At 30.3% G+C, this 20,902-nt stretch carries 22 protein-coding genes and 1 other RNA gene (1 of these 23 only partly in view); 12 read left to right on the top strand and 11 right to left on the bottom strand.

Annotated elements, in window-relative coordinates; translation table 11 throughout:
- Positions 1-59: 59 nt before the first annotated feature.
- From H0I23_RS02535 to H0I23_RS02515, 5 genes are all read right to left on the bottom strand, one after another.
- Positions 60-2,936 (bottom strand): pitrilysin family protein, encoded by a 2,877-nt coding sequence (locus tag H0I23_RS02535; protein WP_216784902.1) that lies wholly within the window; start codon positions 2,934-2,936, stop codon positions 60-62.
- A gap of 188 nt (positions 2,937-3,124) precedes the next feature.
- Positions 3,125-4,696: a ribonuclease Y gene (gene rny / locus H0I23_RS02530; protein WP_216784901.1), complete on the bottom strand. Its 1,572-nt coding sequence runs from the start codon at positions 4,694-4,696 to the stop codon at positions 3,125-3,127.
- 51 nt (positions 4,697-4,747) lie between these two features.
- A non-coding RNA gene (gene ssrS, locus H0I23_RS02525) (6S RNA) lies at positions 4,748-4,859 on the bottom strand.
- Between the two features lie 52 nt (positions 4,860-4,911).
- On the bottom strand, positions 4,912-5,208 hold the full coding sequence (locus tag H0I23_RS02520; RefSeq protein ID WP_216784900.1) for a cell division protein ZapA: 297 nt from the start codon (positions 5,206-5,208) through the stop codon (positions 4,912-4,914).
- Between the two features lie 15 nt (positions 5,209-5,223).
- Entirely contained in the window at positions 5,224-5,514 is a 291-nt protein-coding gene (locus H0I23_RS02515) for a hypothetical protein (RefSeq protein WP_216784899.1), read from the bottom strand.
- Between the two features lie 190 nt (positions 5,515-5,704).
- Between H0I23_RS02515 and H0I23_RS02510 the strand changes: the two genes are divergently transcribed.
- Genes H0I23_RS02510 through H0I23_RS02500 form a run of 3 tightly spaced genes read left to right on the top strand, consistent with a single transcriptional unit; the run spans position 5,705 to position 10,508 of the window.
- Positions 5,705-7,396 (top strand): M23 family metallopeptidase, encoded by a 1,692-nt coding sequence (locus H0I23_RS02510; protein ID WP_216784898.1) that lies wholly within the window; start codon positions 5,705-5,707, stop codon positions 7,394-7,396.
- Positions 7,397-9,844: a TonB-dependent receptor plug domain-containing protein gene (locus H0I23_RS02505; RefSeq protein WP_254073638.1), complete on the top strand. Its 2,448-nt coding sequence runs from the start codon at positions 7,397-7,399 to the stop codon at positions 9,842-9,844.
- 10 nt (positions 9,845-9,854) lie between these two features.
- Complete coding sequence (locus H0I23_RS02500) at positions 9,855-10,508, top strand: hypothetical protein (protein ID WP_216784897.1); 654 nt, start codon at positions 9,855-9,857, stop codon at positions 10,506-10,508.
- A gap of 1 nt (position 10,509) precedes the next feature.
- Here the strand turns inward: H0I23_RS02500 and H0I23_RS02495 are convergent, their stop codons facing one another.
- Positions 10,510-11,658: a cysteine desulfurase family protein gene (locus H0I23_RS02495; protein WP_216784896.1), complete on the bottom strand. Its 1,149-nt coding sequence runs from the start codon at positions 11,656-11,658 to the stop codon at positions 10,510-10,512.
- Positions 11,659-11,817: 159 nt separating this feature from the next.
- On the opposite strand from H0I23_RS02495, the gene H0I23_RS02490 reads away from it, so the two are divergent.
- Entirely contained in the window at positions 11,818-12,324 is a 507-nt protein-coding gene (locus H0I23_RS02490) for a hypothetical protein (RefSeq protein ID WP_216784895.1), read from the top strand.
- On the opposite strand, the gene H0I23_RS02485 is transcribed toward H0I23_RS02490, so the two are convergent.
- Positions 12,321-12,866 (bottom strand): Smr/MutS family protein, encoded by a 546-nt coding sequence (locus tag H0I23_RS02485; RefSeq protein ID WP_216784894.1) that lies wholly within the window; start codon positions 12,864-12,866, stop codon positions 12,321-12,323. The genes H0I23_RS02490 and H0I23_RS02485 overlap by 4 nt on opposite strands.
- 2 nt (positions 12,867-12,868) lie before the next feature.
- Positions 12,869-13,051, bottom strand: a complete 183-nt coding sequence (locus H0I23_RS02480; RefSeq protein ID WP_216784893.1) for a hypothetical protein — start codon at positions 13,049-13,051, stop codon at positions 12,869-12,871.
- A gap of 49 nt (positions 13,052-13,100) precedes the next feature.
- Here H0I23_RS02480 and H0I23_RS02475 point away from each other — a divergent pair, with 49 nt between their 5' ends.
- From H0I23_RS02475 to H0I23_RS02465, 3 genes are read left to right on the top strand one after another with little or no spacing between them, the layout of a single operon-like run.
- Positions 13,101-13,400 (top strand): DUF2752 domain-containing protein, encoded by a 300-nt coding sequence (locus H0I23_RS02475; protein ID WP_216784892.1) that lies wholly within the window; start codon positions 13,101-13,103, stop codon positions 13,398-13,400.
- A gap of 19 nt (positions 13,401-13,419) precedes the next feature.
- Positions 13,420-13,752, top strand: a complete 333-nt coding sequence (locus H0I23_RS02470) for a CCC motif membrane protein (RefSeq protein ID WP_216784891.1) — start codon at positions 13,420-13,422, stop codon at positions 13,750-13,752.
- Position 13,753: 1 nt separating this feature from the next.
- Positions 13,754-14,065: a CCC motif membrane protein gene (locus H0I23_RS02465; protein ID WP_216784890.1), complete on the top strand. Its 312-nt coding sequence runs from the start codon at positions 13,754-13,756 to the stop codon at positions 14,063-14,065.
- Positions 14,066-14,138: 73 nt separating this feature from the next.
- On the opposite strand, the gene rocD is transcribed toward H0I23_RS02465, so the two are convergent.
- Entirely contained in the window at positions 14,139-15,419 is a 1,281-nt protein-coding gene (gene rocD / locus H0I23_RS02460) for an ornithine--oxo-acid transaminase (protein ID WP_216784889.1), read from the bottom strand.
- 235 nt (positions 15,420-15,654) lie between these two features.
- Between rocD and rlmD the strand changes: the two genes are divergently transcribed.
- Genes rlmD through H0I23_RS02445 form a run of 3 tightly spaced genes read left to right on the top strand, consistent with a single transcriptional unit; the run spans position 15,655 to position 18,334 of the window.
- Entirely contained in the window at positions 15,655-17,070 is a 1,416-nt protein-coding gene (gene rlmD, locus H0I23_RS02455; RefSeq protein ID WP_216784888.1) for a 23S rRNA (uracil(1939)-C(5))-methyltransferase RlmD, read from the top strand.
- Between the two features lie 12 nt (positions 17,071-17,082).
- Positions 17,083-17,589: a DUF6452 family protein gene (locus H0I23_RS02450; RefSeq protein WP_216784887.1), complete on the top strand. Its 507-nt coding sequence runs from the start codon at positions 17,083-17,085 to the stop codon at positions 17,587-17,589.
- Positions 17,570-18,334: a DUF6048 family protein gene (locus tag H0I23_RS02445; protein ID WP_216784886.1), complete on the top strand. Its 765-nt coding sequence runs from the start codon at positions 17,570-17,572 to the stop codon at positions 18,332-18,334. Before H0I23_RS02450 ends, H0I23_RS02445 begins: the two co-directional genes overlap by 20 nt.
- On the opposite strand, the gene H0I23_RS02440 is transcribed toward H0I23_RS02445, so the two are convergent.
- Complete coding sequence (locus H0I23_RS02440; RefSeq protein ID WP_216784885.1) at positions 18,331-18,561, bottom strand: hypothetical protein; 231 nt, start codon at positions 18,559-18,561, stop codon at positions 18,331-18,333. The genes H0I23_RS02445 and H0I23_RS02440 overlap by 4 nt on opposite strands.
- A gap of 2 nt (positions 18,562-18,563) precedes the next feature.
- Positions 18,564-19,730 (bottom strand): class I SAM-dependent RNA methyltransferase, encoded by a 1,167-nt coding sequence (locus H0I23_RS02435; protein WP_216784884.1) that lies wholly within the window; start codon positions 19,728-19,730, stop codon positions 18,564-18,566.
- 81 nt (positions 19,731-19,811) lie between these two features.
- Here H0I23_RS02435 and H0I23_RS02430 point away from each other — a divergent pair, with 81 nt between their 5' ends.
- Together H0I23_RS02430 and H0I23_RS02425 are read left to right on the top strand one after the other, a co-directional pair.
- On the top strand, positions 19,812-20,483 hold the full coding sequence (locus H0I23_RS02430; protein ID WP_216784883.1) for a ZIP family metal transporter: 672 nt from the start codon (positions 19,812-19,814) through the stop codon (positions 20,481-20,483).
- Positions 20,484-20,902, top strand: partial view of a DUF4268 domain-containing protein gene (locus tag H0I23_RS02425; protein ID WP_216784882.1) — the 5' portion only. Its footprint extends 10 nt past the window's final position; 419 of the gene's 429 nt are visible here — the first part of the coding sequence; the start codon lies at positions 20,484-20,486; its stop codon lies off the right edge, out of view.

Below are 20,902 nucleotides of genomic sequence, written 5' to 3'. Positions count from 1 at the left end.
TTTCAATAAAAAAAAGGGTCGATGTTTCACATCGACCCTTTTTTTTATAATAAGTTTTGTTATCTAATATCTTTTCTATTATCCATTTTAGACTCTTCTCCGTCCTTAGTGATTAACAAAACCTCATCAAAGCCCATAAGCTTAAATTGAGCAAATTGTGTTGCTGCATCACCAACTATTAAATATGCCATTTTAGACTCATCTAACAACCTATTTGCAAGTGCCTTATGCTCTTCTAATGTCATATTTTTAATTACTTCTTCTTCTTTTTCAATATAGTTAGCATCTAAACCATACTCACTCATTTCTTGTAACATTCCCAATAAAGAACCTTGTGTTTCAAAACGACGAGCATTAGATTTAATCAATGCGTTTTTAGTAAACAATAAATCTTCTTCAGATATACCTTCTTTATATTTCTCAATCTCCTCTTTAAAGATAGAAACAGATTCTCCTGTTGTGTTTGTTCTAACACTTGAAGATGCTGTAAAAGTACCTGGTATTTTACTTCCACTAAAACTAGAACGAGCTCCGTAAGTATACCCTTTTTCTTCTCTTAAAATTAAATTTACATTACCAGAAAAAGAACCTCCTAGTTTGTAATTCATTACCTCGGCAGGGAAAAAATCTTTATCGTTCCTTGTTAAACCAATATTTCCAATACTAATAACTGATTGTTTTGCATCTGGTATATCAACAAAATATAATGAAGATTTATCTCTATTATTAACAATTGAATATTCAGGAATAGTAACTTCTTTTGCTGCCCAATCATTTTCTAAACCTTTTAAGGTTTCTAAAACAGCACCTTTATTTATTTTACCTACTACATGAACAGAACTAATTGATGGTGAAAAATTTTTATTATAAAAAGCTTTTAAATCATCAATAGTAATTGCTTCTACCGAAGCAACAGTACCACTTGTAGGATAGCTAAAAATATGTTCTTCTCCATACAAAAGTTTATTATAAACTCTATTTGCAACCGCATTGGGATCAGCATCGGAACGCTTTATTCCATTTATAGTACTTGTTTTTATTAAAGCAAATTCTTCTTCATCCCAACGAGGCTCTAATAATATTTCCCTTACTAAGGCTATAGTTTTATCAAAATTACGCACAAGTGTATTTCCCCTTATAACAATTGCCTCGTTAGTCGTGTACATATTAATGTTTGCTCCTAACATTTCTATTTCTTCTTCTAACTGTTCTGAAGTTTTATTTTTAGTTCCCTCCATTAATATATCAGTCATCAAATTAGCAACACCATTTTTACTCATGTCATCCAAAAGGTGCCCTCCATCAATACGAATACTAAAGTTTACCGTCGGAATTTCATTTTGCTCAATTCCATATACCTTCATACCATTAGTCAATTCTGACGTCCAACTCGCTGGCACATTTAAACTAGGTGACTCACCTTGCTCAGGCTCTTTAGAACGGTCTATTTTAGAAGGTGTTTTTACTATTTCTTCTTGAGACTCTTCAATTACTTTTGCTACATTTTCTTTAATTTCTTCTTCAACAACAGGTGCCTTAATAGAGTTTTCTGCAACTAGATCCATTTGTCCTTTAGGCACAAAACTAGTAATTACATAGGGCTTATCTTTTATGTATGTATTATACACACGTATAACATCTTCCTTAGTTACCTTTTTAATATTTTCAATATCTTTTTCTATAAAACCAGGATCACCCGTAAAAGTATTGTAACGCGCTAATTGAAACGACTTACCTAAAACACTACTAATTCCATTATAAAAACCAGTCTCTAATCCTGCTTTAATTCTCTCAACATCTCTATCTGTTACTCCTTCTTTTTCAAAAAGTGTAAAAGCTTCAAACATACCTTTTTCTATATCATTCAAACTTTTACCACTATTTGCAGTTACTGTTACATGAAATTCTCCTGCTAAAACTTGAGAATTATTATAAGCATATGACCTAGATGTAAGTTGTTTTTCTTTTTCCAAAACCTTGTACATCGGTGCTTTTTTACCACTTGATAAAAGTTCTGATAGAAAATCTAACGCATACGCATCTTCTGTATACTGATACGTGGTAGGCCAAACCATATTTAATTGAGCCGTGTTAGCAAAATTATCTTCATGAAACAGACGAACTGTTTCTGAAATAGTAACAGGTTGTGGTTTTAAAGGCTCTACTTCTTGCCTTCTCTTTATTTCTCCGAAATATTTTTCTACCAATGTTTTAGCATCTGCAATTTCAAAATCACCAGCTAATACCAATGTTGCGTTATTTGGTCCATAATATTTATCGTAAAATTCTTTTACATCAGCAACAGTAGCATTCTGTAAATCTTCTAACTCACCTATTACTTGCCAATTATAAGGATGACCTTCTGGATAAATATTTTTATCTAAAACCCAACCTTCATGACCATAAGGATTGTTATCTACACGTTGTCTTTTCTCATTCTGAACAACTTCTTGTTGGTTATTAAATGCTGACTCTGTTATGGTATTAATTAAAAATCCCATTCTATCGCTCTCTAGCCACAAAACAGTTTCCATCGCATTTTTAGGTACTACTTCATAATAAATAGTTCCATCTTTCCAAGTACCACCATTTAGCGTTCCACCTACATCTTGAATTTTCTTGAAAAATTGATCTTGCGGAACATTTTCTGATTCTTGAAATAACATATGCTCAAACAAATGCGCAAAGCCTGTTCTTCCTGTTTTTTCTCTATTAGACCCTACATTATACTGTATTGCTACAGATACAATTGGATCGCTTTTATCTTGATGCAAAATAACATCAAGTCCATTTTCCAGCTCATACTTCTCAAAATCAACTGATAATGATGTACTTTCCGGAGCCACTTCTTCATCAGTAGTTTTACAAGACGTAAAGCTAAATGCAACCAACGCGGCTGCCATAATAGGAAGTTTTAGTAATTTTTGTGTTCTCATTTTAATGATGGTTTTTAGTCTCTCTAAATATACAATTCGAAGAAACTAAAAATCAAAAAATAAAGTTAAATATTGAAGGTAATACACTTGTAATATGAAGATTACAGCTACATAAAGAATCTTAACTTAAATTTAAAATAAAAAAAAGGGACTCAAAATGAGTCCCTTTTTTTTATTTTAAAGTTTATTTATTTAGCAACATTTACCGCTCTTGTTTCTCTAATAACAGTAACCTTTACTTGACCTGGATATGTCATATCAGTCTGTATTTTTTGAGAAATTTCAAATGAAAGTTCAGCAGCTTTATCATCTGTTACTTTTTCGCTTTCAACAATTACACGTAATTCTCTACCTGCTTGGATTGCATATGCTTTTTGCACACCTCCAAAACCAAAAGCTATTTCTTCTAAATCTTTTAATCTTTGTATATATGAATCTAATACTTGTCTTCTAGCTCCTGGTCTTGCTCCGCTAATAGCATCACAAACCTGAACGATTGGTGCTATTAAGTTTTTCATTTCAATCTCATCATGGTGAGCTCCAATAGCATTACAAACATCTGGTTTCTCACCATATTTTTCAGCCCATTGCATACCTAATATAGCATGTGGTGTTTCCATCTCTGCTTCTGTATTTGGTACCTTACCTATATCATGCAACAAACCTGCTCTTTTAGCCATTTTAGTATTTAAACCAAGTTCTGCAGCCATAACACCACAAAGTTTTGCAACTTCTCTAGAGTGTTGTAAAAGGTTTTGACCGTATGATGATCTGTATTTCATTCGACCTACTGCTCTAATAAGTTCAGGGTGTAAACCGTGTATACCTAAATCAATAACAGTACGTTTTCCTATTTCTACTATTTCTTGTTCTATTTGCTTTTCTGTCTTCTTTACAATCTCTTCTATACGAGCAGGGTGAATTCGACCATCAGTAACCAATTTATGTAATGACAAACGAGCAACTTCTCTACGAACAGAATCAAAACAAGAAAGAATAATTGCCTCAGGAGTATCATCCACAACAATCTCTACCCCAGTTGCAGCTTCTAAGGCTCTAATGTTACGCCCCTCTCTACCAATAATTCTACCTTTAACATCATCAGACTCTAAGTTAAATACTGACACACAGTTCTCAACAGCCTCTTCAGTACCAATACGTTGTATTGTATTTATAATGATTTTCTTAGCTTCTTGTTCTGCCGTTAATTTAGCTTCTTCCATTGTCGTTTGCATGTACGACATGGCATCTGACTTTGCCGTTTCTTTTAAAGATTCTAACAATTGTCCTTTAGCATCATCAGCAGATAACCCTGAAATAAGTTCTAACTGTTGTACTTGATTTTTATGTAACTTATCTAATTCTGATTGTTTTTTATCAAAATATTCACCTTTATAATCAACATCTTTTATTTTATCTTCAAGCTGATCGTTAAGTTTTTTATTTTTAGCTAACTCACTACCTACTTGTGATTCTTTATCTCTTGCTCGTTTTTCTGAATCAGCAATTTTCTTATCTTTTGAAATAATAACCTTTTCATGCTCTGCCTTTAATTCTAAAAACTTTTCTTTAGCTTGAAATATTTTATCTTTCTTTATATTTTCTCCTTCTACTTTAGCATCTTTAACTATACTGTCTGCCTCTTTCTTTGCATTTGCAATTGTTCTGGAAGCTCTTCCTTTTTCCATAAATTTTGCAATCGCAAAACCAATTGCTAAACCGACTATTACTGCTATTATAAGTACTGCTGTATCATTCATAATTTTAACCTATTTATATAAAAAAACCCACATTGGATCGAAGTTTTGTACAAACTCCAAAATAACAAGTTTAGGGCTAACAGATTGCTCAAGGATCCTATTAGAATACAAGGCCTGCTTTTACAACCTAAACTCACCCTTTTTAAACAATTTAACGTTGAGTTTGTCAAAAATAATCACCAATGTGGGTAGTAATTTAATCTATTTTAAAGAACTTATTTTACACTAAGTTTATCTGATACTAGTTCGTCTAACGCTTTTAATCTAGCGGTTACCTCTGTTGTATCTTCTAATTGTTCAATACTATGTTGTTCTATCTTCGAAGCAAATTGTAAGGCACACATAGCCAGTACATCTTGCTTATCTCTTACTGCATAATTCTGTTCAAAATTTTTAGCTAACTGCTCAATATTTTTAGCAGCTTTACGTAAACCCTCTTCTTGGCTTGGATCTATCGTTAACGGATATACCCTATCTGCGATAGAAAGCTTTATTTTGAGTTTTTCAGACATTGTATTGTAAATGTATTATTCAGATAGTTGCGTTATGCAATAATCCAACTCTCTGATTAATGTATTTATTTTAAGCTTAGCTTCTGTTTTGTTCGTATTACTACCCAGCATCGAATTTGCTAGTTTCAAAGAATTATATTTTTCTTCCCAACCAACAAGCGAATCTCTAGTATTGCCATGATCACTCTTAACAACCGTAAGCTCTTCTTCTAACCTAGTATTAGCCTGCTGTAACAGCTCTACTTTGTGTAACAGCTTGCTTATTTTGTTTTCTAAAGAATCTACTATTTCTACTAATTCACTCATATGCAAACATCAATGCATTTTACACAAAGTTAACACAGATATTAAGACTTCCCAATTCTTTTTTAAATATTCTTTTTTTTTAAAATTCATTAAAGCCAAAATTGGTATTCAATTCTTATTTTATTTACACTCGATTGTTTTTAAATTTTAATTTGTATTAATTACTTTCGCAGTATAAGTACGTTTTATTATGAAAAAAGCCATATTTGGTTTCCTATTGTTATTTTCTTTAACAATTACAGCTCAAGAAAAATACTCAAAAGAAATTTTTAGATCTCCTTTAGATATACCCCTTGTGTTATCTGGCACCTTTGGTGAGTTAAGAAGTAATCACTTTCATTCAGGTGTAGATATTAAAACACAACAACGTGAAGGTTTAAAAACGTACGCTATTGCCGATGGTACAATTACCAGAATAAAAGTTTCTTTATATGGTTATGGTAAAGTTTTGTACATTGCTCACCCTAGCGGACACACTTCTGTTTACGGTCATTTGCAAAAATTTGGACCTGAGATAGAAGAATATGTAAAAAAGATACAGTATAACAAAAAAGCGTACGAAATAGAGGTTTTTCCTGATTTTGGCGAGCTAAAAGTAGAAAAAGGTCAAGTAATTGCATACACTGGTAATACTGGTGGTTCTGGCGGGCCTCATTTACATTTTGAAATACGTAGTAGCGTTACCGAAAAACCAACAAATCCGCTATTATATGGTTTAGAAGTTAGAGACGCTCTAGATCCTATTTTACTTAATTTATATACTTATCCATTAACAGATAATAGTATTGTAAACCAAAGCAACCAAAAAGTAGCGCTTAATTTTACAAAACAAAGTGATGGTACTTTTTTAGCGGATAAAGTATATGCTACCGGAACTATTGGCTTTGGAGTAAACTCTTATGACAGACAAGATATGGCCGCTAACAAAAATGGCTTATATAAAGTTGAACAAATTGTAAATGGAAAAACATATACCAATTATGACCTTGAGAGTTTTTCTTTCGGCGAATCTAGATATATCAATACATTAATAGATTATAGCCATTATGCGAGATTTCGTCAAAGAATTCAAAAACTGTATAAAGACCCTAGCAACAAATTAAGTATCTACAAAGAATTATATAACGACGGTAAAATTGATGTAACTGAAGGCTTAAGTTACTCGGTAGAGTTACTTCTAAAAGATTTTCATGGTAACACAACTAAAGTTATAATACCTGTTGAAGGGAAAAAAGAAGTTTTAAAAATTGATAAAAAAGATAAAAAGACAGATAATTATTTAGTTGCTAAAAAACCAAATACATATGATTTAGGAATAGCTCAAGTTTATTTTCCTGCCAATATCTTTTACAACGATTTTTATATCGATTTAGAAAAAGGTGCTGACACTGTTAAAATACATGATAGCTCTACACCTGCTCATAAAAACTTTACCATATCATTTGATGTATCTAAATACCCAAAAGAGGATCTTAAAAAATTATTTATTGCACGATTAAATAGCCGATTAGAACCTAGCTACGAATCAACTTACAGAAGAGGAACAACATTTTCTACACGAACTAGATACCTAGGTACTTTTACACTTGCTAAAGATACAATTGCTCCTAAAGTGCGTGCTAAGAACTTTAAAGAGAAGCAATGGTTGAGTAACTACAATTACCTTAGTGTAGAAATTACAGATGACTTAAGTGGTATAGATACCTACTCTGCAACCTTAAATGGAAAATGGATTTTAATGGAGTATGAATCTAAAAAAAATACACTTACCTATAATTTTGACTCTAATATTTTAAATGAAAAAGAATGTAATCTAGAACTTATTGTTACCGATAATGTTGGTAATAGTACTACCTTTAAGAGTACTTTCTTTAGAAAATAAATGTTGAAGTTTTTTAAATTATTTATTCTATTATTTTTCCCAACGATACTAGCCGCTCAAAATGCTATTATTACTGGGGTTATTTTAGATGAAGAAAACCTACCTGTACCTAACACAAATATTAGTACCGCAACAACCGGCAGTATTTCTGACAGTAATGGTTTTTATTTTTTAGAAGTTGCTGCCGATCAAGAAATTACAGTAACTTTTTCTCATTTAGGACATGAAAACATTATATTAAAAAAACTTACACTATCTACTAACGAGAGTTTTGAGTTTAATCCTGTTTTAAAATCAAAAGTTACTCAAATTGGCGAAATTACAATAACAGCTAATGGCTCTAAAATAGCTAACACTATTAATACTATTCAACCTAATATTATTAGAAACATACCTGGAGCAAATGCAGGTGTAGAGAATATTTTAAAATTATTACCAAGTGTATCATCAAATAACGAATTAAGTACCCAGTATAATGTAAGAGGTGGAAATTATGATGAAAACCTTGTTTATGTTAATGAAGTTGAAGTTTATCGCCCTTTTTTAGTACGTTCTGGTCAGCAAGAAGGTTTAAGTTTTATAAATAGCGATATGACTCAGAAAGTTAATTTTTCTTCAGGAGGGTTTCAAGCTAAATATGGAGACAAGCTTTCGTCTGTTTTAGATATAACCTATAAAAAACCAAGCTCTTTTGGTTTAAATGTTGATGCCAGTTTAATTGGCGCTAGTGTAACTGTAGAAACTAGTTCTAAAAATAAAAAATTAAGCACAATTACAGGTGTTCGTTATAGAGACAATAGTTTATTTATAAATAGCCAAGAAACAATTACAAATGTAAAACCGAGGTTTTTTGATATTCAAACCTATGAAAGTTATCAATTTTCAAAAAAAATAAATATTGATTTTTTAGGTAATGCTTCGGTTAACAATTACTTAAACGAACCAAAAACTAGAAAAACAAATTTCGGAACACTCAATGATCCAAGGTCACTTTCTATATTTTACGCAGGTAAGGAACAGAATACATATCAATCTCTTTCTGGAGCTTTAAAAACTACTTATAATCTTAATAAAAATGTGACTCTAAAATTTATACCTTCTATTTATCACACTATAGAAGAAGAATCTTCAGATTTAATTTCTCAATACGAGTTAGTGAGTGTTTCAAATAATTTAGGAGAAGATAATACTACTAAAAAACTAGGTACACAATTTAATAGAGCTAGAAATATTTTAGATGCTTTAATTTTTAACCTAGAACACAAAGGAAAATTTAGTAAAGGTGTTAATCAAATAAACTGGGGACTTAAATATACCCATGAAGATGTACGTGATCAAATAAGAGAATCTGAATTTTTAGATTCTACAGGTTTTTTTGTTAGGCCTTCTGGCATTGAATTTTCTAATAACCAGCCCGAACAACCTTTGAATATTCCTCTGACTGCTCTAGAAAGCAGCAATGCTATAAATAATATCAAAACCGATAGGTTTTCTGCATTTGTACAGTTCAGTAAACAAACACAATGGAATACACACGATATTTATTATAATATTGGTGTTAGAAGTCAATTTTGGTCCACTTCAAATTTTGATGAAAAAGGTAATTCAAATCCTGTTATAAGTCCAAGAGCACAGTTTGCGATTAAACCAGATTGGAAAAAAGATTTATTTTTTAAACTAGCTTTAGGTATATATCATCAGCCCCCTTTTTATCGAGAGTTTAGAAATACTTTTGGTACTATTAATACAGATGTAAAAGCACAGAGAGCCATACACGCTGTATTAAGCAATGAATATAGTTTTAAAATGTGGGATAGTCCATTTAAACTCACAAGTGAATTATATTATAAACACTTAACAAATGTAAACACCTATACCGTAGAAGATGTGCGTATTAGGTATGTCGCTAATAATGATGCAAAAGCATATGCTTATGGAGCTGAATTTAGAATGAATGGAGCGTTTGTACCTGGCACAGAATCCTGGATAAGCATTGGGTATTTAAAAACTGAAGAAAATAGCTCTAATAGAGGTTTTATATCTAGACCAACAGATCAAAGACTGAAATTTGCTATTCTTTTTCAAGATTATATTCCAACAATACCTGATGTAAAAATGCATTTAAATTTAGTTTATAATACAGGTTTACCAAGTGGATCTCCTAATTATGCCGATCCATACAATTTTCAATCAAGATTAAGAGATTATAAACGCGCAGATTTAGGAATTTCATATACTTTTGTAGGCGAAAACAAAAAAGCATTAAAAAATAGTTGGCTAAATAGTTTTAAAGAACTTTCTGGAGGTTTCGAAATTTTCAACATCTTCAACAATCAAAACTCTATAACAAACACATGGGTTAGAGATATTGATACAAAGCAGCAATTTGCAGTGCCTAATTATTTAACAAGCCGTATTCTAAATTTAAGAATTCGCATGCGCCTATAGATACGTAAAAATGAAAAATGTAATTACATCAATCTTTCTTTTAATTGCTACTTTAACTTTTTCACAGAAAAACATATACGAGAGCCCAAAGTTTGATAACCTTTCTAAAGATCATAAAGTACTAGCTATACTTCCTTTTTTTACACATTTAGATTTAGAAAAATCTATATCAAAAGAAGAGAAAAAGATATTAGAACAGAAAGAGGGTTACGCTGTACAAGATGCTTTAGAAATCTATTTTTCAAAAAGAAAAAAGAAAAAGAAATTTTCTGTAGAGTTTCAAAATACAAAAAATACTAATGCTATTTTAGCTCAAAACGATATCAACTATGGTAATATTGATATCTATAGTATAAAAGAACTTTGTAAAATATTAAATGTTGATGGTATTATTAGTGGCAATATTGATTTAAATGTTTTGCTATCAGATGGTATCGCTTCTGATTTTAGTTTTATAGATTATATTTTAGTTGATGCTGATTATGGCCGAATCGGAATAAAAATTAGTGATGGCGAAACCAGTAAACTTTTATGGCGTTACGAAAAGAAAATAAATAAAAAATCTGGCAAAAACACACAAGATTTAATTGAATTGATGATGAAACAAGCTACTAAAAAATTTCCTTATGATAGAGAATCTTTAAAAAGCAGAAAAGGAAACTAAATTAATTTTCTGAGAAAATCTTTAGCTCATTAATTACATAATCCAATTCTTGCTTTGTTGTGTATTTAGAGAACGAAAATCGAATAGAAGGTTTTTTCATCTCTTCAGCATTTAATATTTGTGTTAATACGTGTGATCCTAAATCGCTGCCAGATTGGCAAGCACTACCTTTAGAGCAAGCAATACCTTTTATATCTAACTGAAATAATAACATTAGAGATTTCTTTTGATCAAAAGGTAATCTGACATTTACTAATGTGTATGTGCTTTTTTCTAAATTACCAGAATGGCCATTAAACTCGACTCCTGGTAACGCTTTTTGTAAATTTTTGATAAAATAAGATTTCAAGTCTAATATATAAGCTCTTTCTTCATCTAAGTTTTCATAAGCTTTCACAAAAGCTTCTTCTAAACCTATTATATTATGAAAAGGCTCTGTACCAGCTCTAAAACCACGCTCTTGTGAACCACCAGACAGTAATGCTTTTAAACCTATGTTTCTTTTAATATAAGCAAAACCAACTCCTTTTGGTCCATGAAACTTATGAGCTGCAGCTGTTAAAAAATCAGCCTTTATTTTTTGAACATCAAAAGCAAAATGACCTAATGATTGTACTGTATCTGAATGAAATAGTGCTCCATTTTCGCCACATAAATGAGAAACAGCATCAATATCTAAAACATTTCCTATTTCATTATTAATATGCATTAAACTTACTAATTTTTTAGAATCATCTTTTTTCAATAAAAATTCTAAATTTTCTAAATCAGGGTTACCAAATTCATCTAATGCAACATATTCTATACTTATACCATGCTCTTTTTCTAAATCTTCTACGGTGTGTAAAACAGCATGATGCTCAATTTTAGAGGTAATAATTGTACGCACCCCTAAATCACGAACTGCACAACGAAGTATCATATTATCTGCCTCTGTTCCGCCAGATGTGAAAATTATTTCTGAAGGATGAGCATTTATTAGTTTTGCTATAATTTTTCTAGTTTTTTCAATAGCTGTTTTTGCTGACCTGCCAAATGTATGAGTAGATGATGGGTTACCATAACTTTCAGCTAAAGCAATTTGCATCTTTTCAATTACAGATGCTCTAACTTTTGTAGTTGCAGCATTATCTAAATAAATTTTTTGCATGAAATTTGAAATCTAATAAGACACAAAATTAATTGAAATAAAGTTAATTTTTCATAAAATGAAGATAAACCTCTAGGAATATCAATCCTAATTCTTGTAACTTTGGAGAAGTATTAAAAATAAATTATTATTTATCAGACACCAAAAATAAATTTATAAATGAAAAAATTGTTTTTACTTTTAATTTGTCCTTTATTTTTTGGTTGTGATGATGGAGATTTGCAAATAGAAACTTTAGATTTTAATAGTATTGTCACTGTACAAACATGTAACACAGTATCTATTACTACTCAAAACACTTTGTTTAAATTAAATGATAATCAAGCATTAATAATAGATTTAGCTGCTAATGTTCTTAAAAACGAAGAAGGTGTAATTGAGGTAGAAATTACTGACAGTACTGATACTACTTTAATTTATCGAATTTTTTCTGACGCAGCTACCAGTAATTACTTCTGTGATGATATTCCTCCAATTACACCAACTGTTATTGATGAAATTGTTGCATCAAAAGGTACTCTTAAAATTACTACAGTTTTATCAGATACAACAGAAGGTAGTTTTGAACATACTATAGAAATTATAGATATCACCTTAGACACATCTCAAGGGCAAAGAATTACGGATTTAACTATTGACGAGTTTGGTACTATTACAACAAGTTAAAAATTCTGAAAAATATAAACTTCAGTAGCTCCTAAACCATATTTCTGGTAATCTGCATCATAATGCTTTACATTATCATACCTGCCAAATAAGTAACGAAGTTCTTCTTTTAAAACACCTTCGCCTACGCCGTGTATAAAAACTATTTTTTGTATTTTTTTACTGATCGCAAAGTTAAGTTGTCTTTTTGCTGTATCTAACTGTATATTTAAAATGTCATAATTTGACATTCCCCTTTTAGAAGGTACTAATTGATGAATATGAAGATCTACTTCCATTTTAGGAGCCGTTCTTTCTTTTGGTTTTACAACTGGCGTATTTTTTCTCTTTCCTTGAGCTTTTTCAGATTTAATCTTAGCTACTTCATAATTAGTAACCGTTAAATTTCTATCGTCTACAATTTTAATAAGTTCTGATGGCAAATATTTAATCAAAAAACCATCATCACTCAAAACCATGATTGTAGTACCATCTATTTTTTCAATAACACCTGTTATAGTATCATCCATTGCCTCTACTCTATCTCCTTTTACAAAATCCATTTTTATACTTCTTTTGAATCCTCTTCTGTATTTTTCCAAGATGTACTCATCTTATAAATACCAAACATTAAAAACACAATACCAATTGCTAAGGCATATTCTTCTAAAATATAAAGCTTACCAAAGGCCATAATTGATGCACCAATTGCAATTAGAGCAAAATAAGTTAATTGTTTTATTTTCATTGGTTAAAATTAGTAGTATTTTTCCGAAAAGAATCGAATTTTTATCAAAATGCAATTAGTTGTGTATTTTTTACGCCTTGAAGAGTATATGCTTCCATGTTTTAGCAAACAAATATTTGGAGTAGATTGTCCTGGCTGCGGTATTCAAAGAGCTATTTCATTAATATTTCATGGTGAATTTATTGCTGCTTTTAAAATGTACCCTGCAATATATACTTTACTATTACTTTTTGCTTTTTTATTAGCAGATAGTTTTTTCACTATTAAATATGCTGGTAAAATAATTATAATATTAACCACAATTACGGTATTCTTAATACTTACGAATTATATATTAAAATTTTTATAACAACTAAACCTTTAAAATTATGGAACAACAAAAATTACCTAATGTAACAATTGCCCTAGTACTTTCAATCGTGTCTTTTTTATGCTGCTGTTTTAGTATGGGTATTGGCGGTATTATATTATCTGGTATTGCTTTATTTTTAATAAGTAAAGACACCAAATTATATAACCAAAACCCTCAAGAATACTCAAACTTTAGTGCATTAAAAACTGCCAAAATAGTTGCAATTATCGGTTTAGTATTAGCTATCGGAAGTTTACTTTGGACATCATACAGCATAATTCAAATGGGGGGATGGGATGCTTACATGGAGCAGTTTAACATTATGATGGAACAGTTTAATAACCAGTAAAATGCATCAAGAATCTTTACCTGGCTCTAATAATGCCTTAACTTTCGGAATTCTATCTATAGTATTAACATTTTTTTGCTGTGGACCATTCGGAGGTATATTCGGTTTTATAGGCATTTCAAATGCAAATAAAGCAAAACGCATATATATGGAAGGTAATGGGCAATATACAGGATATGAAAACTCTAAAATTGGAAAAATATTATCATATATTGGTCTTGCTATTTCAGCAATATACTTGCTATTTGTTATTCTTTATTTTGGAGTAATAGCAGCTGTTGTAGTTGCTGCAATAGCTGAAGGCAACCTTTAAAGTTAAAAATTATTATATAAAAAATCCCCAAAGTAAAACTTTGGGGATTTTTATTTTTTTCTACTTACAACTCTTATTTTTCAAATGTTTTTATCGTAGTCGTAATAATTGATACACAAGCTAATAATTGCTCTTTGTTCATTACCAATGGTGGTGCAAAACGAATAATATTACCGTGTGTTGGTTTTGCTAATAAGCCATTTTCTTTTAGAGCCATACAAATATCCCAAGCAGTTGAGCTATCTTCTGTATCATTGATTAAAATAGCGTTTAACAAACCTTTTCCTCTTACCGAATTTACTACAGTACATGTTGGAATAAATTTATTTAATTCTGCTCTAAACAACTCCCCTAAATCAAAAGCATTTTGAGCTAATTTTTCTTCTTTAACAACATCTAAAGCTGCTATACCAACTTTTGCTGCCACAGGGTTACCACCAAATGTACTTCCATGGTTTCCTGGCTGAATAACATTCATTATATCATCATTAGCTAAAACAGCAGAAACTGGATAAGCTCCTCCAGAAAGTGCTTTTCCTAAAATTAAAATATCTGCTTTAACCTCTGGTGTACCACTACAGTGCTTATCTGCACAAGAACAGTTACCACAAGTAGCTAATAATCTTCCCGTTCTTGCAATACCTGTCTGAACTTCATCTGCTATAAAAAGTACATTATACTTTTTACATAAATCTTTAGCTTTTTTTAAATATCCTTCTGAAGGCACATAAACACCTGCTTCACCTTGTATTGGTTCTACTAGAAAACCTGCTACATTAGAATTATCTTTCAATGTTTCTTCTAAAGCTGTTAAATTATCGTACTCAATTTTAATAAAACCATTTGTATATGGTCCAAAATTTTTGCGCGCAACCGGATCATTCGAAAAAGAAATAATTGTTGTTGTACGACCATGAAAATTATTTTCGCAAACTACAATCTCTACTTCATTTTCTGCAATTCCTTTTTTCTCATAACCCCATTTTCTACATAATTTCAAAGCAGTCTCTACTGCCTCTGCACCTGTATTCATTGGTAATACTTTGTCAAAACCAAAAGTAGAAGTTACATACTTTTCATATACCCCTAAAACGTCATTATAAAACGCTCTAGATGTAAGTGTTAATGTTTGAGCTTGTTCTACCATTGCTCCTACAATTTTAGGATGACAATGACCTTGATTTACTGCTGAATATGCAGATAAAAAATCGTAATACTTTTTTCCTTCTACATCCCAAACAAATACACCTTCTCCTTTACTTAAAACTACAGGTAGTGGATGATAATTGTGGGCTCCGTGTTTTTCTTCTAATGCGATTGCATCTTTAGAAGTTAATGTTTCTAAAATAGCCATTCTAATAAATTTATATTGTGAATAAAATAACCATTCCTTCTCTACCTTTATCCTTTCGAAGGCTCGAAAATTCAGCGTGGGAAAGAAATCACCCCTAGAAGCTGCAAATTAGTAAATATTAATACGATACTAAAGTTTTTCGCCAAACTGATTCTAAATTTCTTAAAATAAAATTTTACACTTATAAATTCTTAAACTTCTGTTTACTTACATAAAAACACTCTATTTTTGCGTTATGCGTAGAAAAAATAAAAAAACAAGAACGGTTTTTGAAAACGTAACCGTAGTAGATGCTGGTGCAAAAGGAAAAACTATTGGAAAGGCTCCTGACGGTCGCGTGATTTTTTTAACAAACACAGTACCTGGCGATATTGTAGATGTACAAACTACAAAAAAAAGAAAAGCCTATTTTGAAGGTGTTGCTATTAATTTTCATACTTTATCTGATAAAAGAACAGAACCTGTTTGCGAACATTTTGGCACTTGTGGTGGTTGTAAATGGCAAAATATGTCTTACGATAATCAACTTTTTTACAAACAAAAAGAGGTTGAAAATAATTTAAGACGAATTGGCCATCTAGAGCTTCCAGAAATTACACCAATTTTAGGTTCTAAAGAACAGTATTTTTATAGAAATAAAATGGAATTTTCTTTTTCTGATAGCCGCTGGTTGTCATTAAATGAAATAAATTCTAATGAAGAAATAAAGGATAGAAATGCTTTAGGTTTTCATATTCCAGGCATGTGGGATAAAATACTAGACATAAAAAAATGTCATTTACAAAAAGACCCTTCTAATGCTATTCGATTAGCTACTAAAGAATTTGCTCTTGCTAATGAATTATCGTTTTTTAACCCAAGAAATCAATTTGGTCTTTTACGTACCATGATGATTAGAACTTCATCTATAGGAGAGATTATGGTTCTTGTACAGTTTTTTGAAAATGATAAAACAAAAAGAGAATTGCTTTTGAATCATTTATCTGAAAAATTTCCTGAAATTACAGCTCTCCTTTATGTTGTAAATGAAAAACAAAATGATACTATCTACGATCAAACTATAGTTTGTTTTAAAGGCCGAGACCATATTTTTGAAGAAATGGAAGGCCTTAAGTTTAAAATTAATGCTAAATCATTTTATCAGACAAACTCTGATCAAGCATATGAGTTATATAAAATTACTCGTGATTTTGCAGGCCTAACAGGTGAAGAACTGGTTTACGATTTATATACTGGCACAGGAACAATCGCTCAGTTTGTTTCAAAAAAAGCTAAGAAAGTAGTTGGTATAGAAGCTGTTCCTGAGGCTATTGAAGATGCAAAAGCTAATGCTATATTAAACAATATAGACAATACTTCTTTTTTTGCTGGTGATATGAAAAATATTTTCAATCCAGAGTTTATTACTGAAAACGGAGTGCCTGATATTATTATAACAGACCCTCCTAGAGATGGGATGCACAAAGATGTTGTTCAGCAAATTTTAAATATTGCACCTCAAAAAATAGTTTATGTAAGTTGTAATAGTGCAACGCAAGCTCGTGATTTAGAAATGATGAAAGACCTCTATACTATTACAAAAACACAAGCTGTAGACATGTTTCCACAAACACACCATGTTGAAAATGTTGTACTTTTAGAAAAACGATAAGTATACAATTATATGAAGTTATTTAAATACTTAAGTCTGGTTACTGTAATAACCCTCACAGCTATATTTTTAAACAGCTGTGAGAAGGATGATATTTGCGTAGATGGCACTACCCCCTTAATGGTTGTAGAGTTTTATGATTTTGAAGATAAGGAGACTAGAAAAGATCCTTCAAATTTAATAGTAACAGCATTATTAGATGACGACACTTTTGGAGATATTATAACAAATACAGCTACTGACTCTTTAAATATACCGTTACGGATTGAAGAATTAACAACTGTTTATAGTTTTTCTACCAATACTACTACAGATGAAGCTAACGACAATGTAGATATTATAACCTTTAATTATACTACAAACGATCTTTTTATATCAAGAGCTTGCGGGTTTATTGTTAATTACGAAAATTTATCAGCAGAATTAACTATTGATGAATTAAACTGGATTAAAGAAGTTGAAATAGCAAATGCTGTAATTGAAAACCAAACAACTACTCATGTTAAAATATATCATTAATTTATTTTTATTTTTATTTATTTCTTTGGTTTGGTCACAAAGTAAACCTATAGATCTACAACCAAAAGATACCATTACTAAAACAGATAAGTATGGTATTCGTGTTGGTCTAGATTTAAGTAAAATAATTCTATCTACTCTTGATGAAAATTATAAAGGCTTAGAACTTGTTGGCGATTACAGACTTAAAAGAAATCTATATTTAGCCGCTGAATTAGGAAATGAAGAATTTACTAAGCAAGAAGATTTGTATAATTTTACCGTATCAGGAAGCTACTTAAAATTTGGTGTAGATTTTAATACATACGAGAACTGGTTTGGTATGAGCAATATAATACACATTGGTGGTCGGTATGCGGTTAGCTCATTTAGTCAAACCTTAAACAACTATCAAATATTCAGTACAGAAAGATATTTTGAAGATGCTGATTTTGCTTTTGGATCAGATGTTTCTGAAGAATTTGGATCTTTGAATGCCTCTTGGTTAGAAGCCGTTATAGGAACAAAAGTTGAATTGTTTAAAAATTTATATTTAGGAGCTAGTGTTCGTATTGGTCTATTAATTACTAATAAAGAAGACGAACGTTTTAAGAATTTATGGATTCCTGGTTTTAATAAAGTTACAGATAACAGTAATTTTGGTGCTAGTTATAACTATTCTATTAGCTATTTAATACCATTATATAAAAAGAAAAAAGAACTTAAGAAAAAGAAAGTTTCTGAAGAAGAAAAACCTACAAATTAAAGTTCTTTAAACCCTTTAATAAAAATCCACTTTAAAACTAATTTAAAGGTTCCATTAATTTTTACTTCTGCAAACTTAGGAGCTAAAATGGTTGCTACAATCGCCGATATTATTGATTCTACAATAGAATTTAGTTCAACAAAACTCATAACAAGCCATTTCATTAAAATGTATAAAATGGCAAAACCTAAGAAATTAAATATGAGTGCTTTATTTTTTAAAGACATAATTAATAATTATCCTTATTAAATTTAGCTTTTTTACTTCCTTCATACATTACGTATTTCACAAGTCTAGATTCTAAGTGAGCATTAAATACTTTTATTTTTCTAGACGGCCTTAAACCTACGTGTTTTAATGCCTCTAAATTAGACGTAATCAACCAAGCATCTGTTCCTGGATAATGTTGTTTTAAAGTATCTCCAATCTCTTTATAGAAGCCCTCCATTTCTATATCTAATCGCTCACCATAAGGTGGATTAAATAAAATATGTAAATGTGAATCTACTGTTTTTTCAGTTTCAAAAAAATTGTATTGACCAACTTGTATATATTCTGACAAATTAGCATTTTCAATATTATCTTTTGCTTTTTGTATTGCAGATGGCGCTTTATCATAGCCTGCAATTTTGAAATGAAACTCTCTCGTTTTATTTAATGAGACTTCTATAATTTTTTCGAATAAATCTTGATCGAAATCAGGCCATTTTTCAAAGGCAAATTCCTTTCTATTTAAGTTAGGTGGTATGTTACAAGCAATCATAGCTGCTTCAGTTAATATCGTTCCACTACCACACATAGGATCAAGAAAATCAGATTGTCCATCCCACCCGCTCAACAACAATAAACCTGCTGCTAAAACTTCATTTATTGGTGCTATGTTAGTAGCTGTTTTATAACCTCTTTGATGTAAAGATTTACCAGAGGTATCTAACGCAACATTACAATGGTCTTTTTGAATATGAATATTAATTCTAATATCCGGAAATTTAATATCAACACTAGGTCTTTCTCCATCTGTATCTCTAAATTTATCAACAATAGCATCTTTCACTTTTTGTGATACATAAAGTGAATGAGAAAAATTATCAGAATTTAAAGTGGTATCTATTGCAAAAGTAGTATCTGCCGATAAGTATTCGAACCAATCAAAAGCATATATTTTTTTGTATAAATCTTCTTCACTAACTACATTGAAAGAATGAATAGGCTTTAACACCTTAATAGCAGTCCTTAAACATAGATTAGCTTTATACATAAAACCAGTATCACCTTCAAAACTAACGCTTCTTACACCCTCTTGAATGTTCATCGCTCCAAGCTTTCTAAGTTCCTTAGCTAAAATTTCTTCAAAACCAAATAAGGTTTTGGCAACCATTTTAAAATTATTATCCATAAGTATCTAAAACAATACCGCAAAAATACATTAATTTTACCCCTTAAAGGTTACTATTTCAAATAAACCTAATAACAATACATGTCCTATTTATTACCCATACTAGCTGTATTACTCAGTTTCGCATTTGTATATTTTGTAAAACCAAAAAATAAAGAAGGTTTTAAATTATTACTTGCTTTTAGTGGCGCTTTTCTACTGTCTTTAACTATTTTCGAATTATTTCCAAAAATTTACATCAACACCAATCCAAAAAGGATTGGAGTATTTGTAATGTTAGGAATTTTATTGCAAATCTTTTTAGAATTTTTTTCAAAAGGAGCAGAACATGGTCATGTTCATTTAAATAGCGAAAAAAAACAATTTCCTTGGCTTTTATTTATAAGTTTATCTATACATTCACTTTTAGAAGGTGTACCTGCTAATTACGATCATACTATATTATATGGAATTTTAATTCATAAAATACCTATTGCAATAATCTTAAGTATTTTCTTATTAGGTTCTAAAATAAAAATCATAAACGCATTATTCTTCATTATTTTGTTTTCTATAATGACACCTTTAGGTACTTACTTATCTTCAAACATTGAACTTATTTCTAATTATTCACTTGAACTTACCGCTATTGCTATAGGTGTATTTCTTCATATTTCAACAGTAATTTTATTTGAAAGCTCAGAAGGTCACAAATTTAATTTAGGAAAATTATTAGTTATTACACTTGGTATTATAATTGCTTATTTTTTATAAATGTTTAGTAAAGAAGAATCTAAAAAATTACGTCAAAATTTCTGGATATCGTTTGGAAAATCATATCCTACAAAATGGATATTATACGATACAAAGATTAAAGATTTCTCTTTAAAGTTTCATTTTGATACTTCTAGAGCAATGGTATCAATGGATATAGAGAGTAAAGATCTAGAAAAGCGTATTGAACTTTGGGAGAAGTTAATTTCCTTAAAATCTGTTTTAAAAGAAAATTATATTGAAGATATTATTTTTCAAGAATATACTTATCTAGAAAATCAAACAGAAATATCAAGAATATATATTATAAGAGAAAATGTTTCTATTCATAATAAAAATACATGGCAAGAAACCATGATGTTTTTGAATGACAATATGAAAAAATTTGAAGCTTTCTTTATAGATTTCGAAGAAGTACT

The sequence above is a fragment of the Cellulophaga sp. HaHaR_3_176 genome, assembly GCF_019021925.1.
Classification (GTDB): Bacteria; Bacteroidota; Bacteroidia; order Flavobacteriales; family Flavobacteriaceae; genus Cellulophaga.
The sequence above is the reverse complement of the archived record's forward strand: the minus strand, read 5'-3'. Positions and strand labels throughout refer to the sequence as shown.